Source organism: Rhodanobacter lindaniclasticus, from assembly GCF_004799035.1.
GTDB lineage: Bacteria > Pseudomonadota > Gammaproteobacteria > Xanthomonadales > Rhodanobacteraceae > Rhodanobacter > Rhodanobacter lindaniclasticus.
The window spans coordinates 21884-43288 of sequence record NZ_MWIO01000026.1 but is presented as its reverse complement, the minus strand read 5'-3'; the positions used below and the strand labels follow the sequence as shown (position 1 = coordinate 43288).

Below are 21405 nucleotides of genomic sequence, written 5' to 3'. Positions count from 1 at the left end.
CATGACCCAGTTGCCCGCCCTGGTTACCCTGCTCACCATCCTGCTGCTGTTCGGCACCTCCTGGCTGGTGGGCCACGCGCGCGGCAAATACGCGATCAAGGCACCGGCCACCAGCGGCCACCCGATGTTCGAACGGGCCTACCGCGTGCAGATGAACACGCTGGAACAGACCGTGATGTTCCTGCCCACGCTGTGGCTGGCGGCCCATTACGGCTTCACCGGCTGGGCCGGCATCGCCGGGCTGGTGTGGGTGGCGGGACGCGTGTGGTACGCAGCGGCCTACATGGCCGACCCGGCGAAACGCGGTCCCGGTTTCGGGCTGGCCTCAGTCGGCTGGATCGCCTTGCTGGTGATGGCCGCCATCGGCGTGGTGCGCGCAATGGTGGTGGGCTGACCGGCCTGCCGTCAGTCCAGCAGCCCCGGTGCCACCGCGCTCAGGGCCCAGACCCGGTGCGGTACGGCCAGCGGCTCGTGCGGATGGCGGCTGGCCAGCATCGCGGCCAGCTCCGCATCGAAATGCCTGACCTTGGCGGCATCCAGCACGGCGCCGATGGCGGCGCTGGCACGGATCCGGCCGCGCCACGCCTCGTGGCTGTAGGGAACGTCCAGGTCGAAGGACCAGGTGCGCAAGTCGGTGAAGCCGGCCTCCGCCACGTCCTTCAGCCAGGCCGGATACAGGCCGCTGCCGCTGTGCAGCGTCCACGCGGGATTGCAGGTCAGGATCAGCCGCTCGGTATCCTGCACGAGGTTGCCGTTCAAGGGCAGCCAGTCGAAATGGGCGATCAGCACCCGCCCGCCCGGCCGCAGCCACCGACGCACCAGCGCCGCGGTGCGCGCGCGCTCGAACCAGTGCCAGCATTGTCCGGCGCTGACCACATCGAACGATGCCGGCGCGAAGTCCGCGTTTTCGACCCGTGCGCGCACCTGCTTCACCTGCACGCCGGCGGCCCGGTCGAGTTGGGCGGCCTGCGCCAGCAACGGCGCGGAATGATCCAGCGCGGTGACCGTGCATCCGCGCAAGGCCATGCCGCGCGCGACGGTACCGGTGCCCGTGCCCAGATCAAGCACGTCCTGCCCCGCACGCACCGTTCCGTCCTGGAAGATGCGCTCGAAGAACGCATCGGGGAAGCCGGCCCGATGACGCGTGTAGTCGTCGGCCGTCCTGCCAAAGTCGATAGCCATCGCCAGCCCCTGCGCATCGAGTCCTGCCATGATGGTACGCCATGCCGTCGGCGCCAGCCCTGCCGGATGACCGATTGCGTGCGATCACGGCAGCAGGCTAGCTTGCTGCCATGACCCGTGCCCCGGCACGGATCAGCTACGCAAGGAACTCCCGGCCATCGACACCCTCCCGACCATCACCGCCACGCCGCCGCGCAAACCGCCAGCGCCTCCCGGTCCGTGGACGGCACTGGGTTGGATCGTGCTTTATTTCGCGCTGCAGGCCGTCGGCAGCAGCGTGCTGGTGGTCCTGCTTGCCATCGCCACCGGCCATCTGCACGGCTGGCATGACGTGGCCGATTTCACCGCGCGCATTCGCGAAACCCTGCAGCAGCCCGGCATGCAGGCGCTGCTGGTGATGCTGGCGCTGGGCCTGGCGGCAGCCACGATCCTGTGGCTGGTGTGGCGGCGCTCGCCGCGGCTCTGGTCGCTGGCGCAGCCGCCGGGTTTCGGCTTCGTGCGTCCGTCGCGGCTGGGCTTGCTGGCGCTGGCGGTGGTCATCGGCCTGCTCGCGCCCGTGCTCGGCGGCTGGCTGACGCACTGGCTGGCGCAGGGACACCCGGTCACCCAGAACATCCAGCAACTGGGCGAGAACACGCCGCTGGGCTGGCGCATTCCGCTGATGCTGATGGTGGTGAGCCTGGGACCGCTGGTGGAGGAGCTGCTGTTCCGCGGCGTGCTGCTGTCTTCGCTGCAGCCGCGCTGGGGCCGGTTCGGCGCCGCGGTGCTGAGTTCAGTGGTTTTTGCGTTGGCCCACCTGCCCGGGCTGGACTGGCAAGTGTTCGCGCTGCCCGCCCTGTGGCTGCTGGCGATGGCGCTGGCCTGGCTGCGCCTGCGTTCGGGCTCGATCTGGCCTGGCGTGATGGCGCACGCGGCAAACAACGCACTGGCGACGGCGGCGTGGTTCCTGGCGGCTCACGCAGGCTGACCCGCGATCAATCCGCAAACTTGCGCAGGGCCTGTGCGGTCTCGAACAAGGGCAGACCCATCACGCCGGAATAGCTGCCGGCCAGGTGTTCGACCAGGGCCGCGCCGTGACCCTGGATCGCGTAGCCACCCGCCTTGCCGAACGGCTCGCCGGTGTCGACATAGGCGGCGATGGTCGCCGCATCCAGTGCCGCGAAGCGCACCTGCGACACGCTGACCGCCGCCAGTTCGCGCCGGCTCGACACCAGCCACAGCGCCGAGATGACCTCATGCGTGCGCCCGGCCAGGCGAGCCAGCATGGCGGCCGCATCCTGCGCGTCACGCGGCTTGCCGAATACCTCGCCATCGAGCACCACCTCGGTGTCTGCGCCCAGCACCACGGCGTTGACGGCACCATCGCCGAGCGACACCAGCCCTGCACGCGCCTTGTCGCGCGCCACCCGCTGCACGTACGCCAGCGGCGATTCCGCCGCGTCGCGACACTCGACCACCTCGACATCGATGACCGCGAACTCGACGCCGAGCTGCTGCAGCAACTGGCGACGGCGCGGCGACTGGGAAGCGAGATGAAGCATGGACGGTTCCGGCAGCATCACCGCCTCACAGCCCCAGGCTGTACTCGCAGAAACCCGATTCGCGCCGCCAGCCCAGCGATTCGTACAGGGCCTGCGCCGGCGCATTGTCCAGCGCCGTGGACAGCGACAGGCTCGCCGCACCTCGTTCGCGCGCCTGCTCCGCCGCCGTCCGCAACAGCGCACCCGCCACCCCGCGCCGGCGCGCCGACGGCGCCACGAACAAGTCGTTGAGCAACCACGTGCGCACCGCGCGCACCGACGAGAACAGCGGATACAGCTGGGTGAAACCCAGCCCTGCTCCGTCGTCGTCGCGCGCCAGCAGGATCAGAGATTCGCCACGCTCGATGCGCTCGGCGAGAAACGCCCGCGCCCGCGGGAGGTCGGGCGGCTGGCGGTAGAACTGACGATAGCCGTCGAACAACGGCGCCAGGGCGTCGAGGTCCGTGATGGTGGCGGGCTGGATGTGGTTTGGCATGGGATTCGGGATTCGGCTTCAAGGGACGATAGCGCGCGCCATGCCGGAAATCCCGAATGGCCCGCCGTGTGTCGCTGCGGCGAAGCTGGTCACCCGCGATGATACGGATGTCCCGCCGCGATCTTGCATGCACGATACAGCTGCTCGGCCAGCACCAGCCGCACCAGCATGTGCGGCAGGGTCAGCGGGCCCAGCGACCAGCGCTGCTCGGCGCGCGCCAGGACTTCGGGCGCGTGGCCGTCGGGACCGCCGATCAGGAAGGCGAGGTCGCGCCCGCCCATGCGCCACGCCGCCAGCTGTTCGGCCAGATCCTCGCTGGACCAGGCCTTGCCGCGGCCATCGAGTGCGATCGCGTGGACATCCTGCGGCAAGGCGGCGAGTATCGCGGCACCCTCATCCTGGATCGCCCGCGCATCGTCGCGGCCCTTGCCGCGCAGGCCGGGCTTCAGTTCGACCAGTTCCAGCGGCAGCTCGTGCGACAGCCGCTTGCGGTACTCGGCAAAGCCTTCCGCCACCCAGCCGGGCATGCGTTCACCGACCGCGATCAGGCGCGCGCGCATCCCGTGGGTTCGACTCAGCTGGCTTGCGCGGCGTCGGCTTCGTGCCCGTGGTCACCCACCGTCCACAGCCGCTCCAGGCCGTAGAACTCGCGGATGCGCGGCAGCATCACGTGGACGATCACGTCGCCCAGATCGACCAGCACCCATTCGCCTTCGGTTTCGCCTTCCACGCCCAGTGGCATCACGCCCGCCTTCTTGGCGAACTTGCCCACTTCATCGGCGATGGATTTGACATGACGGGCCGAGGTGCCGGAGGCGATCACCAGCAGGTCGGCGATGGAGGTCTTGCCGCGGACGTCGATCTCGCGGATGTCCTTGGCTTTCAGTTCTTCGAGCGCGTCGATGACGCACTTGCGCAGGGTGGCCGTGGTGACGGCCGGGGTGCTACGGGCTGTGCTCAAAAGGATGGGCCTCGATGCAGGATCACCGCGCGAAATGGCGCGGCCGCAGTATAACCGCCCAGCCGTGAAGGCAAGTCAAGCCGGCGGCGGGGCGGTGGCGGTCAGCGCGCCAGCGATCTTTTGGCCAGCCGGTACTCGTGCATCAATCGCGCGACCAGCTCTGCGGCCGGTTGTGGTCGCACCAGGCCGGCGGCCTGGCCGCACCATTCGGAGAGCAGGTCGCCGCGCCCGGCTGCCGCCGCGGCGCGGCGCAGCGGCGCGGTCAGGGCGTTCAGCACCGGATACGGCAGGCCCTGCGCCGCCTGTGGCATGGCCTCGACGAAGCGGTTGCGTCGACCGCGGGCGGCGCGGCCGGAGAAACCGCGGATGGTGGTGACCTGGTGCGCCTCGACCCCTGGCAGGTCCTGCTTCCAGGCCGTTGCTGCCGGGCATTCCGGGCAGGTGAGAAACGCGGTGCCGAGCTGGCTGGCCGCCGCACCGAGGGCCTCGGCGGCCAGCATGCCGCGACCATCCATGATGCCGCCGGCGGCAATCAGCGGCACCTCCCGGCCAAGCGACTCCATCGCGCGCACGGCAAGCGGCAGCAAGGCGAACAGGCCGATCATCGCGTCCTCGGCCTCGTGCAGGAAGGTACCGCGATGACCGCCGGCCTCGGCGCCCTGCAGGGACACCGCGTCGGCGCCGGCATCGGCCCAGGCACGCGCCTCGGCCACCGTGGTGGCCGTTCCGATCACGTAGATGTCGCGTTGGCGCAACTCGCGCAGTTGTGCCGGAGCGATCACCCCGAACGCGAAACTCGCCACCGCAGGCCGCGCCTCGCACAGCGCGGCGAACTGGTCGGAGAAGCGTGGCGCCCAGCGCGTCGGCAGGCTGGTGCGCGCGTCCAGGCCTTCGCGCTCCATCAGCGCGTCGAGCTGCTCGCGCGCCTTCGCCACCGCGGCCATGTCGGCCTCGAACTCGTCCGGCAGCACGAACAGGCCGATCGCATACGGCCGGTCGCCCACTGCACGGATCTGCGCGGCCTGGTCGAGGATCGCCTGCGGCTCCAGGTAACCGGCGCCGAGCGAGCCCAGCGCCCCGGCATTCGACACCGCCGTCACCAGTGCTGGCGAGGTGGACCCGGCCATCGGTGCCTGGATCAGGGGATGCTCGATGCCGAGCCGGCTGGCGAACGACATACTCATGTCCGTGGCCTGCGGAAAGGACGGCCTGAGTATCCACTGCCGCCGCCAACTGAAGCCACCGCCGGAGCATCGCCCTGCCGGCGGCGCCCGCTCAGCCGCCGGTGCTCATCGCGTCCTTCTTCATTGCTTCCTTCTGCGTGGCGTCCTTCTTCACGGCACCCTTCTTCATCACCGCATCGTGCTTCATCGAAGCATGCTTCATCTCGACCGCCTTCATGGCGTCCATCTTCATCGCGTCCTGCGCGAACGCGGTGCTGGTGACGAGGCCGCAGGCCATGATGGCGGCAAGGGCATCGGCAAGGCGTATGGTCATCAGTCATTCCTCGGAAAGGGGGCAAGAACAGAGGCGGACGCTGCCGCCCACCGCTCCCTTCGTCGCGGCATGCACCCGGGTTACCTGCCCCGGCTCCATCCTCGGCCTGTCACCATCCCGCGGTCGCGATGAGGATTCCGTCGCACAGGCAAGTCGCGGGACGGCGTCCATGCGACGCGTGCAGAATGGGCTACGCTGGCGAAGCACATCGAGCATCGAGGGGCGACAGAATGAACACACGAATGTCGGGCGGCATCCAGCGCCCATCCAGGATTTCATCCGTACTGGCCGCAGCCGCATTGCTGGCGTTGTGCCTGGTGCAGGCCGCGGTCGCCGCCACGCCCGAGCAGGCGCGCTGGCAGCGCCAGGCGCAGGCGGTGACGATCACCCGCGACGACTGGGGCATCGCCCACGTGCACGGCAAGACCGATGCGGACGCGGTGTTCGGCATGGCCTACGCCCAGGCCGAGGACGACTTCAACCGGGTCGAGACCAACTACCTGATCGCGCTGGGCCAGCTGGCCGAGGCGAAGGACGCCGACGACTCCGCGCTGTGGCAGGACCTGCGCCAGCGCCTGTTCATCGACCCGGCCGAGCTGAAGAAGCTGTACGCGCAGAGTCCGCGCTGGCTGCGCAAGCTGATGGACAGCTGGGCCGACGGGCTCAACTACTACCTCGCCACGCACCCCGACGTGCACCCGCGCGTGATCACCCGTTTCGAGCCGTGGATGGCACTGTCGTTCACCGAGGGCAGCATCGGCGGCGACATCGAGCGGGTGGAGCTGGCGCCGCTGAAGGCTTTCTACGGCAGCCCTGACGATGCGCCGCTGGCACAGGTGCAGACGCAGCCCAGCTGGATCGAGCCGACCGGCTCCAACGGCATCGCGATCGCGCCCAAACTCACCGTCGACGGCCACGCGCTGCTGCTGATCAACCCGCACACCTCGTTCTTCTTCCGCTCCGAACTGCAGATGTCCAGCGACGAAGGGCTGAATGCTTACGGCGCGGTGACCTGGGGCCAGTTCTTCATCTACCAGGGCTTCAACCCGCACGTGGGCTGGATGCATACCTCGACCGGCGTCGACGTGGTCGACGAGTTCGCCGAGACCATCGTGCACCGGGACGGCAAGCTGTTCTATCGCTACGGGAAAGACCTGCGGCCGGTGACCTCGCGCCAGATCACCTTGTCGTATCGCGACAAGCACGGCGCGCTGGCGCAGCGCACGTTCACCGCGCACTTCACCCATCACGGCCCGATCGTGCGCGAGGCGGACGGCAAGTGGATCGCCGAGGCGCTGATGAACAAGCCGATCCCCGCGCTGGAACAGAGCTGGCTGCGCACCAGGACGCACGACCTGGCCAGCTACATGAAGGTCGCCGAGCTCAAGGCGAATTCTTCCAACAACACCTTGTTCGCCGACGACAAGGGCGAGATCGCCTTCCTGCTGCCGCAGTTCGTGCCCAAGCGCGACAACCGCTTCGACTACACCAAGCCGGTCGACGGCAGCGACCCGGCCACCGACTGGCAGGGCCTGACCCCGCTGGACCAGCTGCCGCAGGTGGTGAACCCGCCCAATGGCTGGACCTTCAACACCAACAACTGGCCGTATTCCGCCGCCGGCGCGTACAGCCCGAAGCAGGCCGACTACCCGCGCTACATGGATACCTTCGGCGAGAACCCGCGCGGCCTGCACGCGATCCGCCTGCTCACCGACATCAGGCAGGTCACCCTGCCCTCGCTGATCACCGCGGCGTTCGACTCCTACCTGCCCGCGTTCGCACGGCAGTTGCCGATCCTGATCGCCGACTACGACGCGTTGCCCGCCGACGATCCGCTGCGCGCGAAACTGGCCGGGCCGATCCAGTTGCTGCGCGACTGGGACTACCGCTGGGGCATCGCCTCGATGCCGACCTCGCTGGCGGTGTTCTGGGGCGACACGCTGTGGGACGAAGTGAGCAAGGCCGACACCGCCGAAGGCCTGACGGTCTACGACCGGATGGCCGCGAAGGCCGGCGCCAAGGCGCGCCTCAGTGCGCTGGTCGAAGCCTCCGATCGGCTGACGAAAGACTTCGGCAGCTGGGGCGTGCCGTGGGGCGAGATCAACCGCTTCCAGCGCATCAACGGCGACATCGTGCAGAAATTCGACGACGCCAGGCCCAGCATCCCGGTGCCGTTCACCTCTTCGCGCTGGGGTTCGCTGGCCTCGTTCGGCGTGCATCGCTGGCCGGGTACCAAGCGCTACTACGGCACCGGCGGCAACAGCTTCGTCGCCGCAGTCGAGTTCGGGCCGAAGGTGCATGCGCGGGCGATCACCGCCGGCGGCGAAAGCGGGCACCCCGATTCGCCGCACTTCAACGACGAGGCGGAGCGCTACACCACCGGCAACCTGCGCACCGTCTACTTCTGGCCAGAACAACTGAAGGGCCACACCGAACGCAGCTATCACCCGGGCCAGCAATAACCTCGGCCAGGCTCAAATCCAGGCCCACCGCACATCGTGGGCTTCGCAGGGCGGGCATCGCCCGCCGCCGGTTCCACCACACGACGGCGGCGGGGTGAGACGGTATCTACCCGGTCGTCTTTGGCAGGCGCGCACAGGGTGCGCTCCTGCAGGCCCCATGCGGCGCGATGCGCGGCGCTAGAATGCCGCGACTTCCCTCGCGCGTACGCCCATGCAACCCGTCAATCAGGCTCGTCTGCAGATTCATTTCTGCGTGTTGCTGTGGGGCTTTACCGCGATCCTGGGCAAGCTGATCACCTTGCCGGCGCTGCCGCTGGTGTGGTGGCGCATGCTGCTGGTGACGGGTGCGCTGCTGCTGGTGCCGCGGGTGCGGCGCCAGTTGCGGACGATGTCGTGGCGGCTGATCGGCGCGTATGCCGGCATCGGCGTGCTGGTGTCGCTGCACTGGCTGACCTTCTATGCCGCGATCAAGCTGTCGAATGCGTCGGTGGGCGCGACCTGCATCGCGCTGGGGCCGGTGTTCCTGGCTTTCATCGAACCGTGGCTGGCCCGGCGCAAGTTCGATCCGCGCGAGTTGCTGATCGGGGTGGCGGTGGTGCCGGGCGTGGTGATGGTGGTCGGCGGCGTGCCGGTGGACATGCGCATCGGCATCGCAGTGGGTGTGCTCTCGGCGCTGTTCGTGGCGCTGTTCGGCTCGCTCAACAAGCGCATGGTCGAATCGGGCGATCCGCTGACGGTGACCTTCATCGAGCTGGGCACCGGCACCCTCTTCCTCACCCTGCTCGCCCCGCTGCTGCCGCACCAGGGCGCGCTATTCGTGTTGCCGGGCCTGCACGACGCACTGCTGCTGCTGGCGCTGGCGTTCGGTTGCACCTTGCTGCCGTTCACCCTGGCGCTGGTGGCGCTGCGCCACATGAGCGCATTCGGCACGCAGATGGTGACCAACCTGGAGCCGGTCTACGCGATCGTGCTGGCGATCGTGCTGCTGGGCGAACAGCACGAGCTGGATCACTGGTTCTATCTCGGCGTGGTGGTGATCCTGGCGGCCGTGTTCATGCATCCGCTGCTGCATCGCAAGCAGCGCGTCACCACCCAGCCCGAGCTGCTCGGCACCACCGAAAGCCACAGCATGGTCGACTGACCGCCGGGCCGCTGGCCGCTTCGGACGTGAATCCCATCCGCGGCGTGGAGAACATCGCCGGAAGCGGTGTTCTCCACGCCGCGGGCCGCCTCAGGCAACCCCGGCGGTCTTGCGTTCGGCACGCTGCTCCAGCCAGTCGTACAGCACCGGCAGCAGGACCAGGGTCAGCAGGGTCGAGGTAATCAACCCACCGACAACCACGGTGGCCAGCGGGCGCTGGGTTTCCGCGCCCACGCCACTGGACAGCAGCATCGGCACCAGGCCCAGGATCGCCACGCTGGCGGTCATCAGCACCGGCCGCAGGCGCAGCGCGGTACCGCGCAGCACCGCGTCACGCACGGCCAGACCACGCTCGCGCTGCTCATTCAGGAAGCTCACCAGCACGATGCCGTTCAACATCGCCACGCCGAACACCGCGATGAAACCGATCGCCGAGGGCACCGACAGGTATTGCCCCGTGAGCGCCAGCCCGACGAGACCGCCGATGGTGGCGAACGGCACGTTGGCGAGGATCAGCGCCGCGTGTTTCACCGAATTGAACGCGGTGTACAGCAGCACGAAGATGAAGAAGATCGTGGCCGGCACGATCAGCGCGAGCCGCTTCAGTGCCCGCTGCTGGTTCTCGAACGCGCCGCCCCACTCGCTGTAGTAGCCCGTCGGCAGCGTCACCTGCCGGGCGATCGCCGCATTCGCCTCGTTGACGAAACCGTCGATGTCACGTCCACGCACGTCCATCTGGATCACCGCGTAGCGTTGCAGCTGCTCGCGGCGGATGAACGAGTAGCCTTCCGCCTCGTCGACCGCGGCCACCTGCGACAACTGCACCAGCGCACCGCTGGAAGTGCGGATCGGGATGCGCCGGATCGCCGGCAGCGAAGCCTTGTCCGCACCGTCCAGCCGCACCGCGATGTCGAAGCGCTTCACCCCATCGAGCAGGGTCGTCACCGGCTCGCCGCCGATGCCGTTCTTCACGACCGCCAGCACGTCGTCGGCATTCAGGCCGTAACGGGCCAGCGCATCGCGATCCACCTGGATGCGAATCTGCGGTTTTCCCAAGTTGGCCTCCAGCGCCAGGTCGGCCACGCCGGGCACGCCGGCCAGTACGTTCTTGATGCGACCACTGAGCCGGTCCAGCTCGCCCAGGTCGTCGCCGTAGATCTTCAGCGCCAGCGTGGCGCGTACGCCGGAGATCAGCTCCTCGATGCGCATCTGGATCGGCTGGGTGTAGCTCACCACCGCCGTGGGCAAGGCATCGGACAGCGCCTTCTGCATGTCCGCTTCGAGGCTCTCCAGCGTCGCGCCTTTGCGCCACTCGCTCTTCGGCTTCAGCGGCGTGTACACCTCCATGTAGTTCACGTCCGCCGTCTCGCCCTTCTCGGCGCGGCCGATCATCGCCAGCGTGGTTTCCACCTCGGGGAACTTCTGCCGGATCAGCGCCGAGACCCGCCGGGAGATTCCGATCGATTCATCCAGCGACGCGGACGGGATCGAGGTGATGCGCCACATGATGGCGCCCTCCTTGAGGTTGGGCATGAACTCCTTGCCGAGGAACGGGAACAGCGCGAGGCTGCCCAGCAACACGCCCGCGGCCACGCCCAGCACGCGCTTGCGATGGCCCAGCGACCACGCCAGCGCGGTGGCGTAGTGGCGCTTCAGAATGGCCACCAACCGGGTGTCCTTCTCTTCCTTCGGCTTCAGCACCAGCGCCGCGAGCACCGGGATCAGGGTCAGCGCCAGCAGCAGCGAGCCGGCCATGGCGAAGCTGATGTTGAAGGCCATCGGCTTGAACATCTTGCCTTCCAGCCCCTGCAGGCTGAACAGCGGCAGGAACACCACGATGATGATCAGGATCGCGAACGCCACCGGCCTGGCCACCTCGCGGGCGGCCATCAGCACGGCGGCGGCGCGGTCCACCGGCAGGCCTTGGGCCTTGCGCTCGGCCATGATGCGGAAGGCGTTCTCCACCATCACCACTGCGCCATCCACCATCATGCCGATGCCGATCGCCAGGCCCGCCAGCGACATCAGGTTGGCCGACAGGCCCATCTGGTTCATGCAGATGAAGGCGATCAGCATCGCCAGCGGCAAGGCCATGACCACCACCAGCGCGCTGCGCAATTCGCCCAGGAACAGGAACAGCACCAAGGCGACCAGGATCGAGCCTTCGACCAGCGCGCGCACGGCCGTTCCCACCGCAGCGTCGACCAGTTCGGTACGCTCGTACACCGGCTTCACCGCGACACCCGGCGGCAGCGCCTGCCTGACCGTGTCGAGCCTGGCCTTGACCGCGTCGACGACGCTCTTGGCGTTCTCGCCGATGCGTGCCAGCGCCATGCCCAGCACCACTTCCCTGCCATCGCGGGTGACGGCGCCGGTACGCGGCGCGCCCGCCTCGACAATGCTCGCCACGTCGCGTACGTAGACCGGCGTGCCGTCCTCGCTCTTGAGCACGATGTCGCCGATGTCCTTCACATCCGACACCAGCCCCAGGCCGCGTACCAGATATTGCTCGCGGCCGATGTCGACGAAGTTGCCGCCGACCTGGGCGTTGTTTGCCTGCAGGGCCTCGATCACGTCCTTGAAGCCCAGCTGGTGCGCGATCAGCTTCATCGGGTCGATGCGCACCTGGTATTGCCTTTCCTGGCCACCCCACGAAGTGACGTCGTCCACACCCGGCGCGGTGCGCAGGATCAGGCGGATGGTCCAGTCCTGCAGCGTGCGCAGGTCCATGTCGTCGGGCGCGTTCTTGAGCTCTTCGTCGGCACGTTCGACGGTGTACCAGAACACCTGGCCGAGGCCGGAGGTGTTCGGCCCCATCTCCGGCTTGCCGTAGCCGGCCGGCAGGCGGTCGCCCACCTGTTGCAGGCGTTCGTTCACCAGTTGGCGGGCGAAGTAGATGTCCATGCCGTCGTCGAAATAGACCGCCACATAGGACAGGCCGAACAGGCTGACCGAACGGATCTGTTCCACCCTGGGCAGGCCGGCCAGGGCCGATTCGACCGGCGTGGTCAGCAGTTGCTCGACGTCCTCGGCGGCGAGGCCCGAGGCTTCGGTATAGACATTCACCTGCACCGGCGTGACGTCGGGGAAGGCATCGATCGGCAGTTGGCGCGCAGCCTGCACGCCCAGAAGGCCGATCACCGCGAAAGCGATCAGCACCAGTACCTTGTAGCGCAGCGAGAGTTCGATCAGACGCTCCAGCATCATTCTTCTCCCAGTTGCGAACGCAGCAGGCGCGCCTTCAGCGCAAAGGCGCCCTTGCGCACGTACGGCGCGCCGGGCTTGAGGCCGTCGGTCACCACCGTCCAGCCTTCCCGGCTGTCGCCAGTGACGATGGGCGCGGCCTCGAACTGGTCCTTGGCCCTGGGTACGAACACGGTGGGCTGGTTCTGCAGCAGCACGACGGCATCGGCCGGCACGGCGAGCACCTGCCGGCTGCCGCCCACGGCGATGCGGGCTTCGACCAGCTCGCCCGGATGCAGCAGGTCCTGGCGGTTGTCCACCTCGATGCGCACCGGCACGGTGCGGGTGCGTTCGTCCGTCCGGTGCGAGCGCTGGATCACCGTGCCGGGGAGCGACGCGTCGTGCGCGAGCACGCGTATCGTGTCTCCCGGCTGGACTTTCTCGGCATCGGCCGGGGCCATCTGGGCCTCGACCCACACCGAGTCTTCCTCGACCAGGGTGAACAGCGTGCGGCCGGGTTCGACGCGTTCGCCGACCAGGAAATCGTCGGTGGTGATCCGGCCGGCGGCAGGGGCGAGCAGCTCGAAACTGCCGTCGGCCCTGGCCGAACCGGCCTTCAGCAAGCCGCGGATCTGACCTTCGGACAGGCCGTAGGCGCGCAGTTTGGCGCGGGCCTGGTCGCGCGCCACCTTCGCCTCGCCGTAGCGGCGCGCCGAAACCGCCTGCGGTCCCAGTGCGGCGATGCGCTGCCAGTCCTGCTCGGCGACGATCAGCGCGCCCTGCGTGCCGGCCACCTCCACGCTGGAAAGCTCCACCAGCGGCTCGCCCGCCTTGACGACGTCGCCGAGCCTGGCCTTGCGGGCCAGTACCTGGGATTCCACCCGTGGCGAAACCAGCACGGTGGCATAAGCGTCGGCCTTCACCTCGCCGGGGGCTTTCAATTCGTCGGTCAGGACGCGGAGCGTGGCCTTGTCGGTCACGATGCCGGCCGCAGCGATCGCGGCGGCATCCAGCGCGAGTGGGTTGGCGGGCACGGCGTCCTGGGCCCGGACGGTAACGTTGATGGCAGCCAGCAAGGCAAGGGCGAACAGGCGACGGCAAAGGTTCGTGTCATTCATCGGGAAAGCTCCTGAGTGCGGCCATCGAGCCAGTCGTTGAGGCGACCGGCGGCGGTGAGGTAATCGAACCAGGCCTGCCAGGCCTGGCTTTCCAGCTCCAGTCCGGACAGTGCGGTGTCCAGGCTCTGCTTGAGCTGCACGAGGTAGTCGGAGGTGCCGATCTCCCCGGCGCGCCAGAGCTTTTCCAGCAACGCGGTACGCTCCCGGAAGGCGGCCGCGCGGCCGCTGCGGAAAGCTTCGGCCGCCGCGTGCAGGGCGCGGTAGCGGGCGCGTGCTTCGGTGAGGCTGGCGTCGAGCGCGAACTGGCGGGCGCGCACGTTCGCCGCCGCCGCAGCGGCTTCGGCCTGGACCGCCGCCATCTCCGCGCTGCCGCTGTTGAGCACCGGCAAGGGAATGGACACGCTCAGGCCAACGACGCGGTCGCTGATCGGACCATTGCGCACCCGCCCGCCGGTCAGGCTGACCGTGGGGTCGGGAATGCGCGCCCGGCGCGCCACCTGCACGCCCGCGTCGGCGCTCGCCTGCTCGGCGCGAGCCCGCATCATTTCCGGCAACTGTCCGGTCGCCAGCGGCGGCCATGCTTCGGCGGCGGGCGGCAGGCTGGCCGGCAAGGCCGGCGGGCTGCCGAGGCGATCGCCGCTGATCGCCAACAAGGCAGCGTGGGCCGCCGCCTCGTTGCCGGCCAACGATGCTTGCTGCATTTGCGCCTCGCCCAGCGCAAGGCCCGCAAGGTCGCGCTCCGGACTGCTGATGTCGCCGACCTTCAGGCGTTGGGCGGCCAGGTCGTCGAAGCGCTGCATCAACGCCAGGCGTTGCTGGCCCAGTTCGCGCTGGCGCGCAGCCAGCGCCGCCGTCGACCAACCCTTCAGCCAGCGCGCCGCAATGTCCCGACGGCGCAGGTCGTAGGCGATCTCGCTGGCGCGCAGTTCGGCGTCGCCCTGGTCGGCGCGGGCGCGCCGCTTGCCAGACAGGTCCAGCGACAGACTGATCCCGGCGGTGCGCCGGTCGACGTCGGCGTTCTCGGCGTCAAGCGCCAGCGACGGGTTGTACAGCGGCTGCGCCGCCGCCCGGGCACGCGCCCGCGCCGCCTCCAGCTCGGCCCGCGCGGCCTCCACTTCGGGCGTGCTCTCCCAGACCAGGCGCACGGCCACCTGCAGCGGCGCCGGTGCGGCGAATGCGGGAGGAGCAGGCGGGGAATCGGATTGCGGGGCGGCACCGAGCACCGCGGCATACAGCAGGCAGGCGGCGCCCAAAGGCACCGATCGAAAAACGGACATGAAGCGATCTCCTGAAAAACGTCACGAGGCAACGCGCCGCGGTAGCGGCGTCATCACAAGGGGAGCGGTTTTCAGGCGATCGGAGGGCGGATCAGCGAAGCGGGCGCGGTGGGGACGCGATCGAGCGCATCGACGAGCGCATCGAGCTTGACGCCGGGCCGCGTCAGGGCGAGCGCAACGGTGGCAGGCAGCGTCAGCGAATGGGCGCAGACACAGTGGCAACCGCCGGCCTCGCCGAGCACGCAGGTGCCGTCGTCATTGCCGACGGCGGGATCGACAGCCGCCGCCACCGCCGAAATCGCCGTGGCGCCATCCGGAAAAGCAAGCCGCGCTCCCGGACCATCGGCCAGGCAGATGGTCCCGGTCGCCAGCTTGATCAACAGCACGGCCACGGCCAGCACCCACAGGCCACGATGGCGGCGCAGGCGTACCAGCAGTGGCGTCCGGGAAAAAAGCATGGCGGAAGCCTAAGAGAGCCCCCGCACGTTAGACAATCACATCAGCACACGCACCGGGGGCGCAGGACACGCATGGCCGGCCCGCCCTGCACCGGGTGGCGATGATCAGCCGCAGCAGCGCTTCTGCTGCTGGATCGGCGGGCACGGCACGCTGCCCCAGGAACAGAACACGCAGCAGTCGCCGGGCCTGGGCCGCAGCAGTTCGCCGCAGCCGGGACAGTCGTGGAAGAACTGGCACGCGTCGATTGGCATGGTCTCGGTGGCCTGGTGGCCGCAATGCGGACAGGTCAGCGTGCTGCGCAGGATGGGCTCGCTCATCATGGGTCTTTACCCTACTCTGCTCGCACCTGCCCGATCGCTGTCATGACCGGCCCGACGCAGCCGGTGCCGTACCAGCAGGCGGAACGCGGCGGGGATGACCAGCATCGACAGCAGCGGCGCGGTGAGCATGCCGCCGATCATCGGCGCGGCGATGCGCTGCATGACTTCGGAGCCGGCGCCGCGTCCCAGCAAAATCGGCAACAGGCCGGCGAGGATCACCGCCACCGTCATCGCCTTCGGCCGCACCCGCTGCACCGCCCCCTCGCGGATCGCCGCGTCCAGTTCGGCTGGTCCCGAGCGCGGATCGATGGCGAGCTGGCGGTCCCACGCGTGGCGCAGGTACAGCAGCATCACCACGCCGAACTCGGCGGCGACCCCGGCCAGCGCGATGAAGCCGATCATGGTCGCCACCGACACCGCATGCCCCAGCAGCCAGATCAGCCACAGCCCGCCGACCAGCGCCAGCGGCACGCTGGCCATGATCAGCGCCGCCTCGCTCACCCGGCGGAACACGGCGTAGATCAGCACGAACACGATCAGCAGCACCACCGGCACCACCAGGGTCAGCCGCTGCATCGCCTGCGCCAGGTATTCGAACTGGCCCGACCACGCCACGGTGACGCCCGGCGGCAGGCGCACCTCGCGCGCCAGCGCACGTTGCAGGTCCGCCACCACCGCGCCGAGGTCGCGGCCGGCGGTATCGACATACACGTAGGTTGCCAGCTGGCCGTTCTCGCTCTTCAGCATCGGCGGCCCGGCGACCACCTCGATCCCGGCCACCTGCTCCAGGGTCAGCTGCGCGCCGTTCGCCGCGACGATCGGCAATGCCTTCAATGCGGCGAGTGAATCGTGCTCGGCCCGCGGGTAGCGCAGCACGATCGGATAGCGCTCGCGTCCGGCGACGACCTCGCCGATCGGCTCGCCGCCGACCACGGTGGCGATCAGCTGCTGCAGCTGCTGCTGGCTCAGGCCGTAGCGCGCGGCATCGACCCGGCGGATGCGCACGTCGACATAGCGACCGCTGGCCGCCCGCTCGGCAATCGCCGAACCGACGCCAGGTACCTGCCGAGCCACCGTCTCGATGCGATCGGCCACCGCCTGCAATGTCGACGGATCGGAGCCGAGCACCTTGATGCCGATCGGGCTCTTGATGCCGGTGGCCAGCATGTCGATGCGGTTGCGCAGCGGCGGCACGAACAGGTTGCTCAGGCCCGGCACGCGCACGGCCCGGTCCAGCTCCGCCTTGAGCTTGTCCATCGTCATGCCCGGTCGCCACTGCGCCTTCGGCTTGAAGGTGATGGTGGTCTCGAACATCTCCATCGGCGCCGGGTCGGTGGCGGTGTCGGCACGACCGGCCTTGCCGAACACGTGCTCGACCTCGGGCACGGTCCTGATCATGCGGTCGGTGAGCTGCAGCAGTTGCGCAGCCTTGCCGGAGGACAAGCCCGGCAACGCGGTGGGCATGTACAGCAGCGTGCCTTCGTCCATCGCCGGCATGAACTCGCTGCCGAGCCGGCCCAGCGGCAGCAGCACGCTGAGCATGAGCAGCCCGGCCAGCACCAGGGTCGCCTTCGGATAGCGCAGCACCGCCTCCAGGATCGGCCGATACAGCGCGATCAGGCCGCGGTTGAACGGGTTGGCGTGTTCCGGGCGGATGCGCCCGCGGATCAGGTAGCCCATCAGCACCGGCACCAGGGTCACCGCCAGTCCGGCCGCTGCTGCCATCGCGTAGGTCTTGGTGAACGCCAGCGGCTTGAACAGCTTGCCCTCCTGCCCCTGCAGCGCGAACACCGGGATGAACGACAGCGCGATGATCAGCAGGCTGACGAACAGCGCGGGGCCGACTTCCGCTGCCGCGTCGGCGATCAGCGACCAGCGCGCCGCGCCCTGCGGTTCCGCGCCGTCGTGCGCGTCGCGCCAGTGCTCCAGATGCTTGTGCGCGTTCTCGATCATCACCACCGCCGCATCGACCATCGCGCCGATCGCGATGGCGATGCCGCCCAGCGACATCAGGTTCGCCGTCACGCCCTGCAAGTGCAGCGCGATGAACGCGGCCAGCACGCCCAGCGGCAGGCTGACCACCGCCACCAGCGCCGAACGCAGGTGGCCGAGGAACAGGACGCAGACCAGCGCAACCACCAGGAACTCCTCCAGCAGCTTGCCCCACAGGTTGTCCACCGCCGCGTCGATCAGCTGCGCGCGGTCGTAGGTCGGCACGATCTCGACGCCAGCCGGCAGGCTGCGCTTCAGGTCGGCGAGCTTGGCCTTGACCGCCTCGATCGCGGCCTTCGCGTTCTTGCCCGAGCGCAGCACGACGATGCCGCCAGCCACTTCGCCCTGGCCGTCCAGTTCGGCGATGCCGCGCCGGAAGCTCGGCCCGCGCCGCACCGTGGCGATTTCGCCCAGCAGCACCGGCACGCCGTTCGCATTGGTGCCGACCGGCACGCGCTCGAAGTCCTCGCGGCTGCGCAGATAGCCTTCGCTGCGCACCATCAGCTCCGCCTCGCCCTGCTCGATCACCGAGCCGCCGCTGGCGCCGTTGGCCGCGCGCACCGCGTCCATCAGCTGCGCCACGGTCATGCCGCGCGCGGCCAGCGCCGGCGGGTCCGGCACGATCTGCCAGGCGCGCTCCATGCCGCCCAGGCTGGCCACCTCGGCCACGTCCGGCACGGTCTTCAGCTGGTAGCGCAGGAACCAGTCCTGCAGCGCGCGCAGTTCGCCGAGGTCGTGCTTGCCGCTGCGATCGACCAGCGCGTATTCGTAGACCCAGCCCAGGCCGGTGGCATCGGGGCCGAGCGAGGGATTGACCCCGGCCGGCAGCCGGTCGCGCACCTGGCTCAGGTACTCCAGCACGCGCGAACGGGCCCAGTACAAGTCGGTGCTGTCGTCGAACAGCACGTAGACGTAGGAGTCGCCGAAGAACGAATAGCCGCGCACCGTGCGCGCGCCGGGCACCGACAGCATGGTGGTGGCCAGCGGATAGGTGATCTGGTCCTCGACCACCTGCGGCGATTGCCCGGCCCAGCCGGTGCGGATGATCACCTGGGTGTCGGACAGATCCGGCAACGCGTCCAGCGGCGTGTGCAGCAGCGAGAACATGCCGGCCGCGGCCAGCACCAGCGCGGCCAGCAGCACGAACACGCGATGGGCGACGGCGGCGCGGATCAGGGCGGCGATCATGGCTGGCCTCCGCCCGGCATGGCATGCCCCGCGTGCGGGTCATGCGGGGTTGCCGGATGGGCGGCGCTGGCCGCCGCTGCGGGTGCAGCAGCGCCCTCGCCAAGGCGCTCCAGCGCACCGGACAGGCTGGCCTCCGAGTCGATCAGGAACTGGCCGGAGACGACGACCTGCTCGCCGCCGTGCAGGCCATCGAGGATCTCCGTGTAACCGTCGGCCGAGCGGCCGGTGCGCACGGCGAGCGGGCGGAAGCGGCCGTCCGCCTCCGCCACGATCACCCGCGTCTGCGCGCCGGTGGCGATCAGTGCGTCGCTCGGCACCACCGGCACCGCCTCGCCTTCGGCCGGCTGCAGTTGCACGGTGGCGAACATGCCCGGACTCAGCCGGCCGTCCGGGTTGGCCAGCACGATGCGCGCGCGCTGGGTGCGCGTGGCGCTGTCGATGTCCGGCAGCAAGGTCTCCACGCTGCCGTGGAACACCTGCCCGGGCAACGCATCGAGCGTGACGGTGACCGGCGTGCCGTCGCGCACCGTGCCGGCGACAGCCTGCGGCAGCGATGCCTCGACCCACACCGTGGCCAGGCCGTTCAGGCTCATCAGCGTCTGCCCGGCGCCGACCCGCTGCCCTTCAAGCACTTCAAGCGTGGTGACCACGCCGGTCTGCGGCGCATGCAGCGTGATCGGACCAGCAGCACGTGCCGCGCGGATATCCGCGGCGGTGAGACCAAGCACCTGCAGGCGCTCGCGGGCGGCGTGGCGCAGCGCCTTCGCGTCGGCCGACTGCGCGTTCTGCAGCGCGTCGTACTCGGCCAGCGCACTGCTCCACTGCGGCGCCAGCAGTTCGGCCAGCGGCTCGCCCGCCGCCACTTTCGTGTACGGCGCACGCACGTGCAGCTGGCTGACCACCGCATCGACGCGGGCGCTGACCGCGCTCGCCTCGCGCGGATTCCACGTCACCGTGCCGGGCACCTGCAGCGTGGTCGACAGCACACGGCGCCCGACCGGCACGGTACGCACGCCCAGGTTCTGCACGGTGGTCGGGTCGATTCGCACGACGCTCTCGTCAGGGCCACCGCCGTCGGCGTAGCGCGGCACCATCTGCATGCCCATCGGCGACAAGCCAGGCTTGTCGAAATGCTGGCCCGGCGCCATCGGGTCGTACCAGTACAACACCTTGCCGGCGGCGTCGGCCGCAGCCGCCGACGCAGGCGTGGACGAGGGCGCGACCGCGGCCTGGCGGCGACCGCCGAGGTAGCCGGCCACGAGCAGGGCTGCCGCGGCGGCAACCGCGGCAACAACGATCAGCGGACGCTTCATGGCGTCACCTCCGAAGGCAGCAGATAGGCAAGCGAAGCCCACAGCCGCGCATGCGCAGCGAGCGCGTCGGCATAGCCCAGGCGCAGTTCGATCTCGGCGCGGCGGGCATCCAGCCACGGCTGCAGCGGGCCGCCGCCGCGGTAGCCGGCCAGCGCGATGTGCGCGCGATCGCGTGCCAGCGGCAGCAGCGTTTGCCGATAGCGTGCGATCTGTTGCTCCCAGCCCTGCCACGCCGCCAGCGCCCGCGTCACCGCCTCGCGCTGGGCACGCCGCGCGTCCTCGTGATCGGCCTGCACGGCATCCCGCTGCGCCTGGCTGGCGCTGATGCCACGATCCTGCCGGTTGCGCGTGAACAGCGGCAGGCTGACACCCACCTCCAGCATCACCATGTCCGACAGGCCCGGCGCGCGCCGGCCATAGCTGGCGCTCACGCTCCAGTCCGGGCGCCTGGCCGCACGCGCCTGATCGAGCGCCGCCTGCGCCAACTGCTCGCGCGCCGCCCACGCCTGCAGCGGTGCTTGCTGGTCGATGGCGGAGACCAGGCGCTCGGCGGCCACCGGCAGCCGGCTGAAATCCTTGGTCGCGGCGAGTGCGCCGGGCGGTGTCCCCAGCCAGCGCTGCAGGCCCGCCTGCGCAGCCAGCCGATCGGCCGCGACCGCCTCCAGCCGATTGTCCAGCGCGGCCAGTTCGGCCTGCGCCGCCAGCGCATCCACCGCGCTGCCTTCGCCGCCGCGCAGGCGCGCCTGGGCGATCCGCACCGCCAATGCCGCCTCGTCGTGCAGGTCAGCCAGCAAGATCCGCTGCTGCTCGACCAACCACGCGTCGATCCAGGCATCGGCGATGCGCTCGCGCACACTTTGCTCGGCGGCTACGCGATCGGCTTGCGCCGCATCGATCCGCGCGCCGGCCAAGTCGCGCTCCGCACGGCGTGCGCTGCGCGACGGAATGGCCTGCATCACGCCGACAGTGCGCGCCGTCATGCCGTCCGAGCGCAGGCTGAAGGCACCCGGCTCGGTGACGGGGAAATTGGCAAGCCCGAACGTGAGCACGGGATCCGGCAACTGTCCGGCCCGCGCCGCTTCCTCGCGGGCGGCGGTACCGTCGGCGGCACGCGCCTCCATCTGCGGCGCGCGCGCCAGACCTTGCTGCACGGCCGCTTCCAGGGTCAGCGGTGCTTCGGCGGCAGAGGCCGCCACGGCCATGGCCCCGCCCAGGAGCAAAGCCAACCCCGCCACCATCGGGCGCCGGGTCAATCGCATGGACAACATGGGTGAACACTCCGTCGATCTGCAAACC

Annotated in this window: 19 protein-coding genes; 4 read left to right on the top strand and 15 right to left on the bottom strand. The window is 69.5% G+C overall.

Annotated features, from left to right (window positions below; all coding sequences use genetic code 11):
- The first annotated feature begins 1 nt into the window (after position 1).
- On the top strand, positions 2–394 hold the full coding sequence (locus B1991_RS08840) for an MAPEG family protein (RefSeq protein ID WP_136258359.1): 393 nt from the start codon (positions 2–4) through the stop codon (positions 392–394).
- A gap of 11 nt (positions 395–405) precedes the next feature.
- On the opposite strand, the gene B1991_RS08835 is transcribed toward B1991_RS08840, so the two are convergent.
- On the bottom strand, positions 406–1212 hold the full coding sequence (locus tag B1991_RS08835) for a class I SAM-dependent methyltransferase (RefSeq protein ID WP_246031113.1): 807 nt from the start codon (positions 1210–1212) through the stop codon (positions 406–408).
- Positions 1213–1423: 211 nt separating this feature from the next.
- Here B1991_RS08835 and B1991_RS08830 point away from each other — a divergent pair, with 211 nt between their 5' ends.
- Positions 1424–2149 (top strand): CPBP family intramembrane glutamic endopeptidase, encoded by a 726-nt coding sequence (locus B1991_RS08830; RefSeq protein ID WP_136258358.1) that lies wholly within the window; start codon positions 1424–1426, stop codon positions 2147–2149.
- A gap of 7 nt (positions 2150–2156) precedes the next feature.
- Here the strand turns inward: B1991_RS08830 and B1991_RS08825 are convergent, their stop codons facing one another.
- The 6 genes from B1991_RS08825 to B1991_RS08800 all read right to left on the bottom strand — a co-directional run bounded on the left by B1991_RS08825 (position 2157) and on the right by B1991_RS08800 (position 5656).
- Positions 2157–2723, bottom strand: coding sequence for a Maf family protein (locus tag B1991_RS08825; RefSeq protein ID WP_136258357.1), 567 nt, complete (start codon positions 2721–2723; stop codon positions 2157–2159).
- Between the two features lie 25 nt (positions 2724–2748).
- Complete coding sequence (locus B1991_RS08820; RefSeq protein WP_136258356.1) at positions 2749–3198, bottom strand: GNAT family N-acetyltransferase; 450 nt, start codon at positions 3196–3198, stop codon at positions 2749–2751.
- Positions 3199–3287: 89 nt separating this feature from the next.
- Positions 3288–3758 (bottom strand): 23S rRNA (pseudouridine(1915)-N(3))-methyltransferase RlmH, encoded by a 471-nt coding sequence (rlmH, locus tag B1991_RS08815; RefSeq protein WP_136258355.1) that lies wholly within the window; start codon positions 3756–3758, stop codon positions 3288–3290.
- 14 nt (positions 3759–3772) lie between these two features.
- Positions 3773–4159 (bottom strand): ribosome silencing factor, encoded by a 387-nt coding sequence (gene rsfS / locus B1991_RS08810; RefSeq protein WP_136258354.1) that lies wholly within the window; start codon positions 4157–4159, stop codon positions 3773–3775.
- Between the two features lie 101 nt (positions 4160–4260).
- Positions 4261–5343, bottom strand: a complete 1083-nt coding sequence (locus tag B1991_RS08805) for an NAD(P)H-dependent flavin oxidoreductase (RefSeq protein WP_136258353.1) — start codon at positions 5341–5343, stop codon at positions 4261–4263.
- Positions 5344–5434: 91 nt separating this feature from the next.
- Positions 5435–5656, bottom strand: coding sequence for a pentapeptide MXKDX repeat protein (locus B1991_RS08800; RefSeq protein WP_136258352.1), 222 nt, complete (start codon positions 5654–5656; stop codon positions 5435–5437).
- 230 nt (positions 5657–5886) lie between these two features.
- On the opposite strand from B1991_RS08800, the gene B1991_RS08795 reads away from it, so the two are divergent.
- Together B1991_RS08795 and B1991_RS08790 are read left to right on the top strand one after the other, a co-directional pair.
- Positions 5887–8118: a penicillin acylase family protein gene (locus B1991_RS08795; protein WP_136258351.1), complete on the top strand. Its 2232-nt coding sequence runs from the start codon at positions 5887–5889 to the stop codon at positions 8116–8118.
- A 211-nt stretch (positions 8119–8329) separates the two neighbouring features.
- On the top strand, positions 8330–9259 hold the full coding sequence (locus B1991_RS08790; protein WP_136258350.1) for a DMT family transporter: 930 nt from the start codon (positions 8330–8332) through the stop codon (positions 9257–9259).
- Positions 9260–9349: 90 nt separating this feature from the next.
- Here B1991_RS08790 and B1991_RS08785 read toward each other — a convergent pair whose 3' ends face one another.
- The 8 genes from B1991_RS08785 to B1991_RS08750 form a co-directional block, all read right to left on the bottom strand.
- A complete protein-coding gene (locus B1991_RS08785) occupies positions 9350–12463 on the bottom strand; it encodes an efflux RND transporter permease subunit (RefSeq protein WP_136258349.1) in 3114 nt (1037 codons plus the stop codon).
- A complete protein-coding gene (locus B1991_RS08780; RefSeq protein WP_136258348.1) occupies positions 12463–13560 on the bottom strand; it encodes an efflux RND transporter periplasmic adaptor subunit in 1098 nt (365 codons plus the stop codon). The genes B1991_RS08785 and B1991_RS08780 overlap by 1 nt, the downstream gene beginning before the upstream one ends.
- Positions 13557–14837 carry a TolC family protein gene (locus B1991_RS08775; RefSeq protein ID WP_136258347.1) on the bottom strand — a complete coding sequence of 427 codons (1281 nt, stop codon included), beginning with the start codon at positions 14835–14837 and terminating at the stop codon, positions 13557–13559. Before B1991_RS08775 ends, B1991_RS08780 begins: the two co-directional genes overlap by 4 nt.
- Before the next feature lie 71 nt (positions 14838–14908).
- On the bottom strand, positions 14909–15229 hold the full coding sequence (locus B1991_RS08770) for a hypothetical protein (RefSeq protein ID WP_136258346.1): 321 nt from the start codon (positions 15227–15229) through the stop codon (positions 14909–14911).
- Between the two features lie 171 nt (positions 15230–15400).
- Positions 15401–15616, bottom strand: coding sequence for a GDCCVxC domain-containing (seleno)protein (locus B1991_RS08765; RefSeq protein WP_281280538.1), 216 nt, complete (start codon positions 15614–15616; stop codon positions 15401–15403).
- Positions 15617–15622: 6 nt separating this feature from the next.
- Positions 15623–18796, bottom strand: a complete 3174-nt coding sequence (locus B1991_RS08760; RefSeq protein ID WP_136258344.1) for an efflux RND transporter permease subunit — start codon at positions 18794–18796, stop codon at positions 15623–15625.
- Positions 18793–20109, bottom strand: coding sequence for an efflux RND transporter periplasmic adaptor subunit (locus B1991_RS08755; RefSeq protein ID WP_136258343.1), 1317 nt, complete (start codon positions 20107–20109; stop codon positions 18793–18795). The genes B1991_RS08760 and B1991_RS08755 overlap by 4 nt, the downstream gene beginning before the upstream one ends.
- Complete coding sequence (locus tag B1991_RS08750) at positions 20106–21377, bottom strand: TolC family protein (protein WP_136258342.1); 1272 nt, start codon at positions 21375–21377, stop codon at positions 20106–20108. Before B1991_RS08750 ends, B1991_RS08755 begins: the two co-directional genes overlap by 4 nt.
- Positions 21378–21405: the final 28 nt, after the last annotated feature.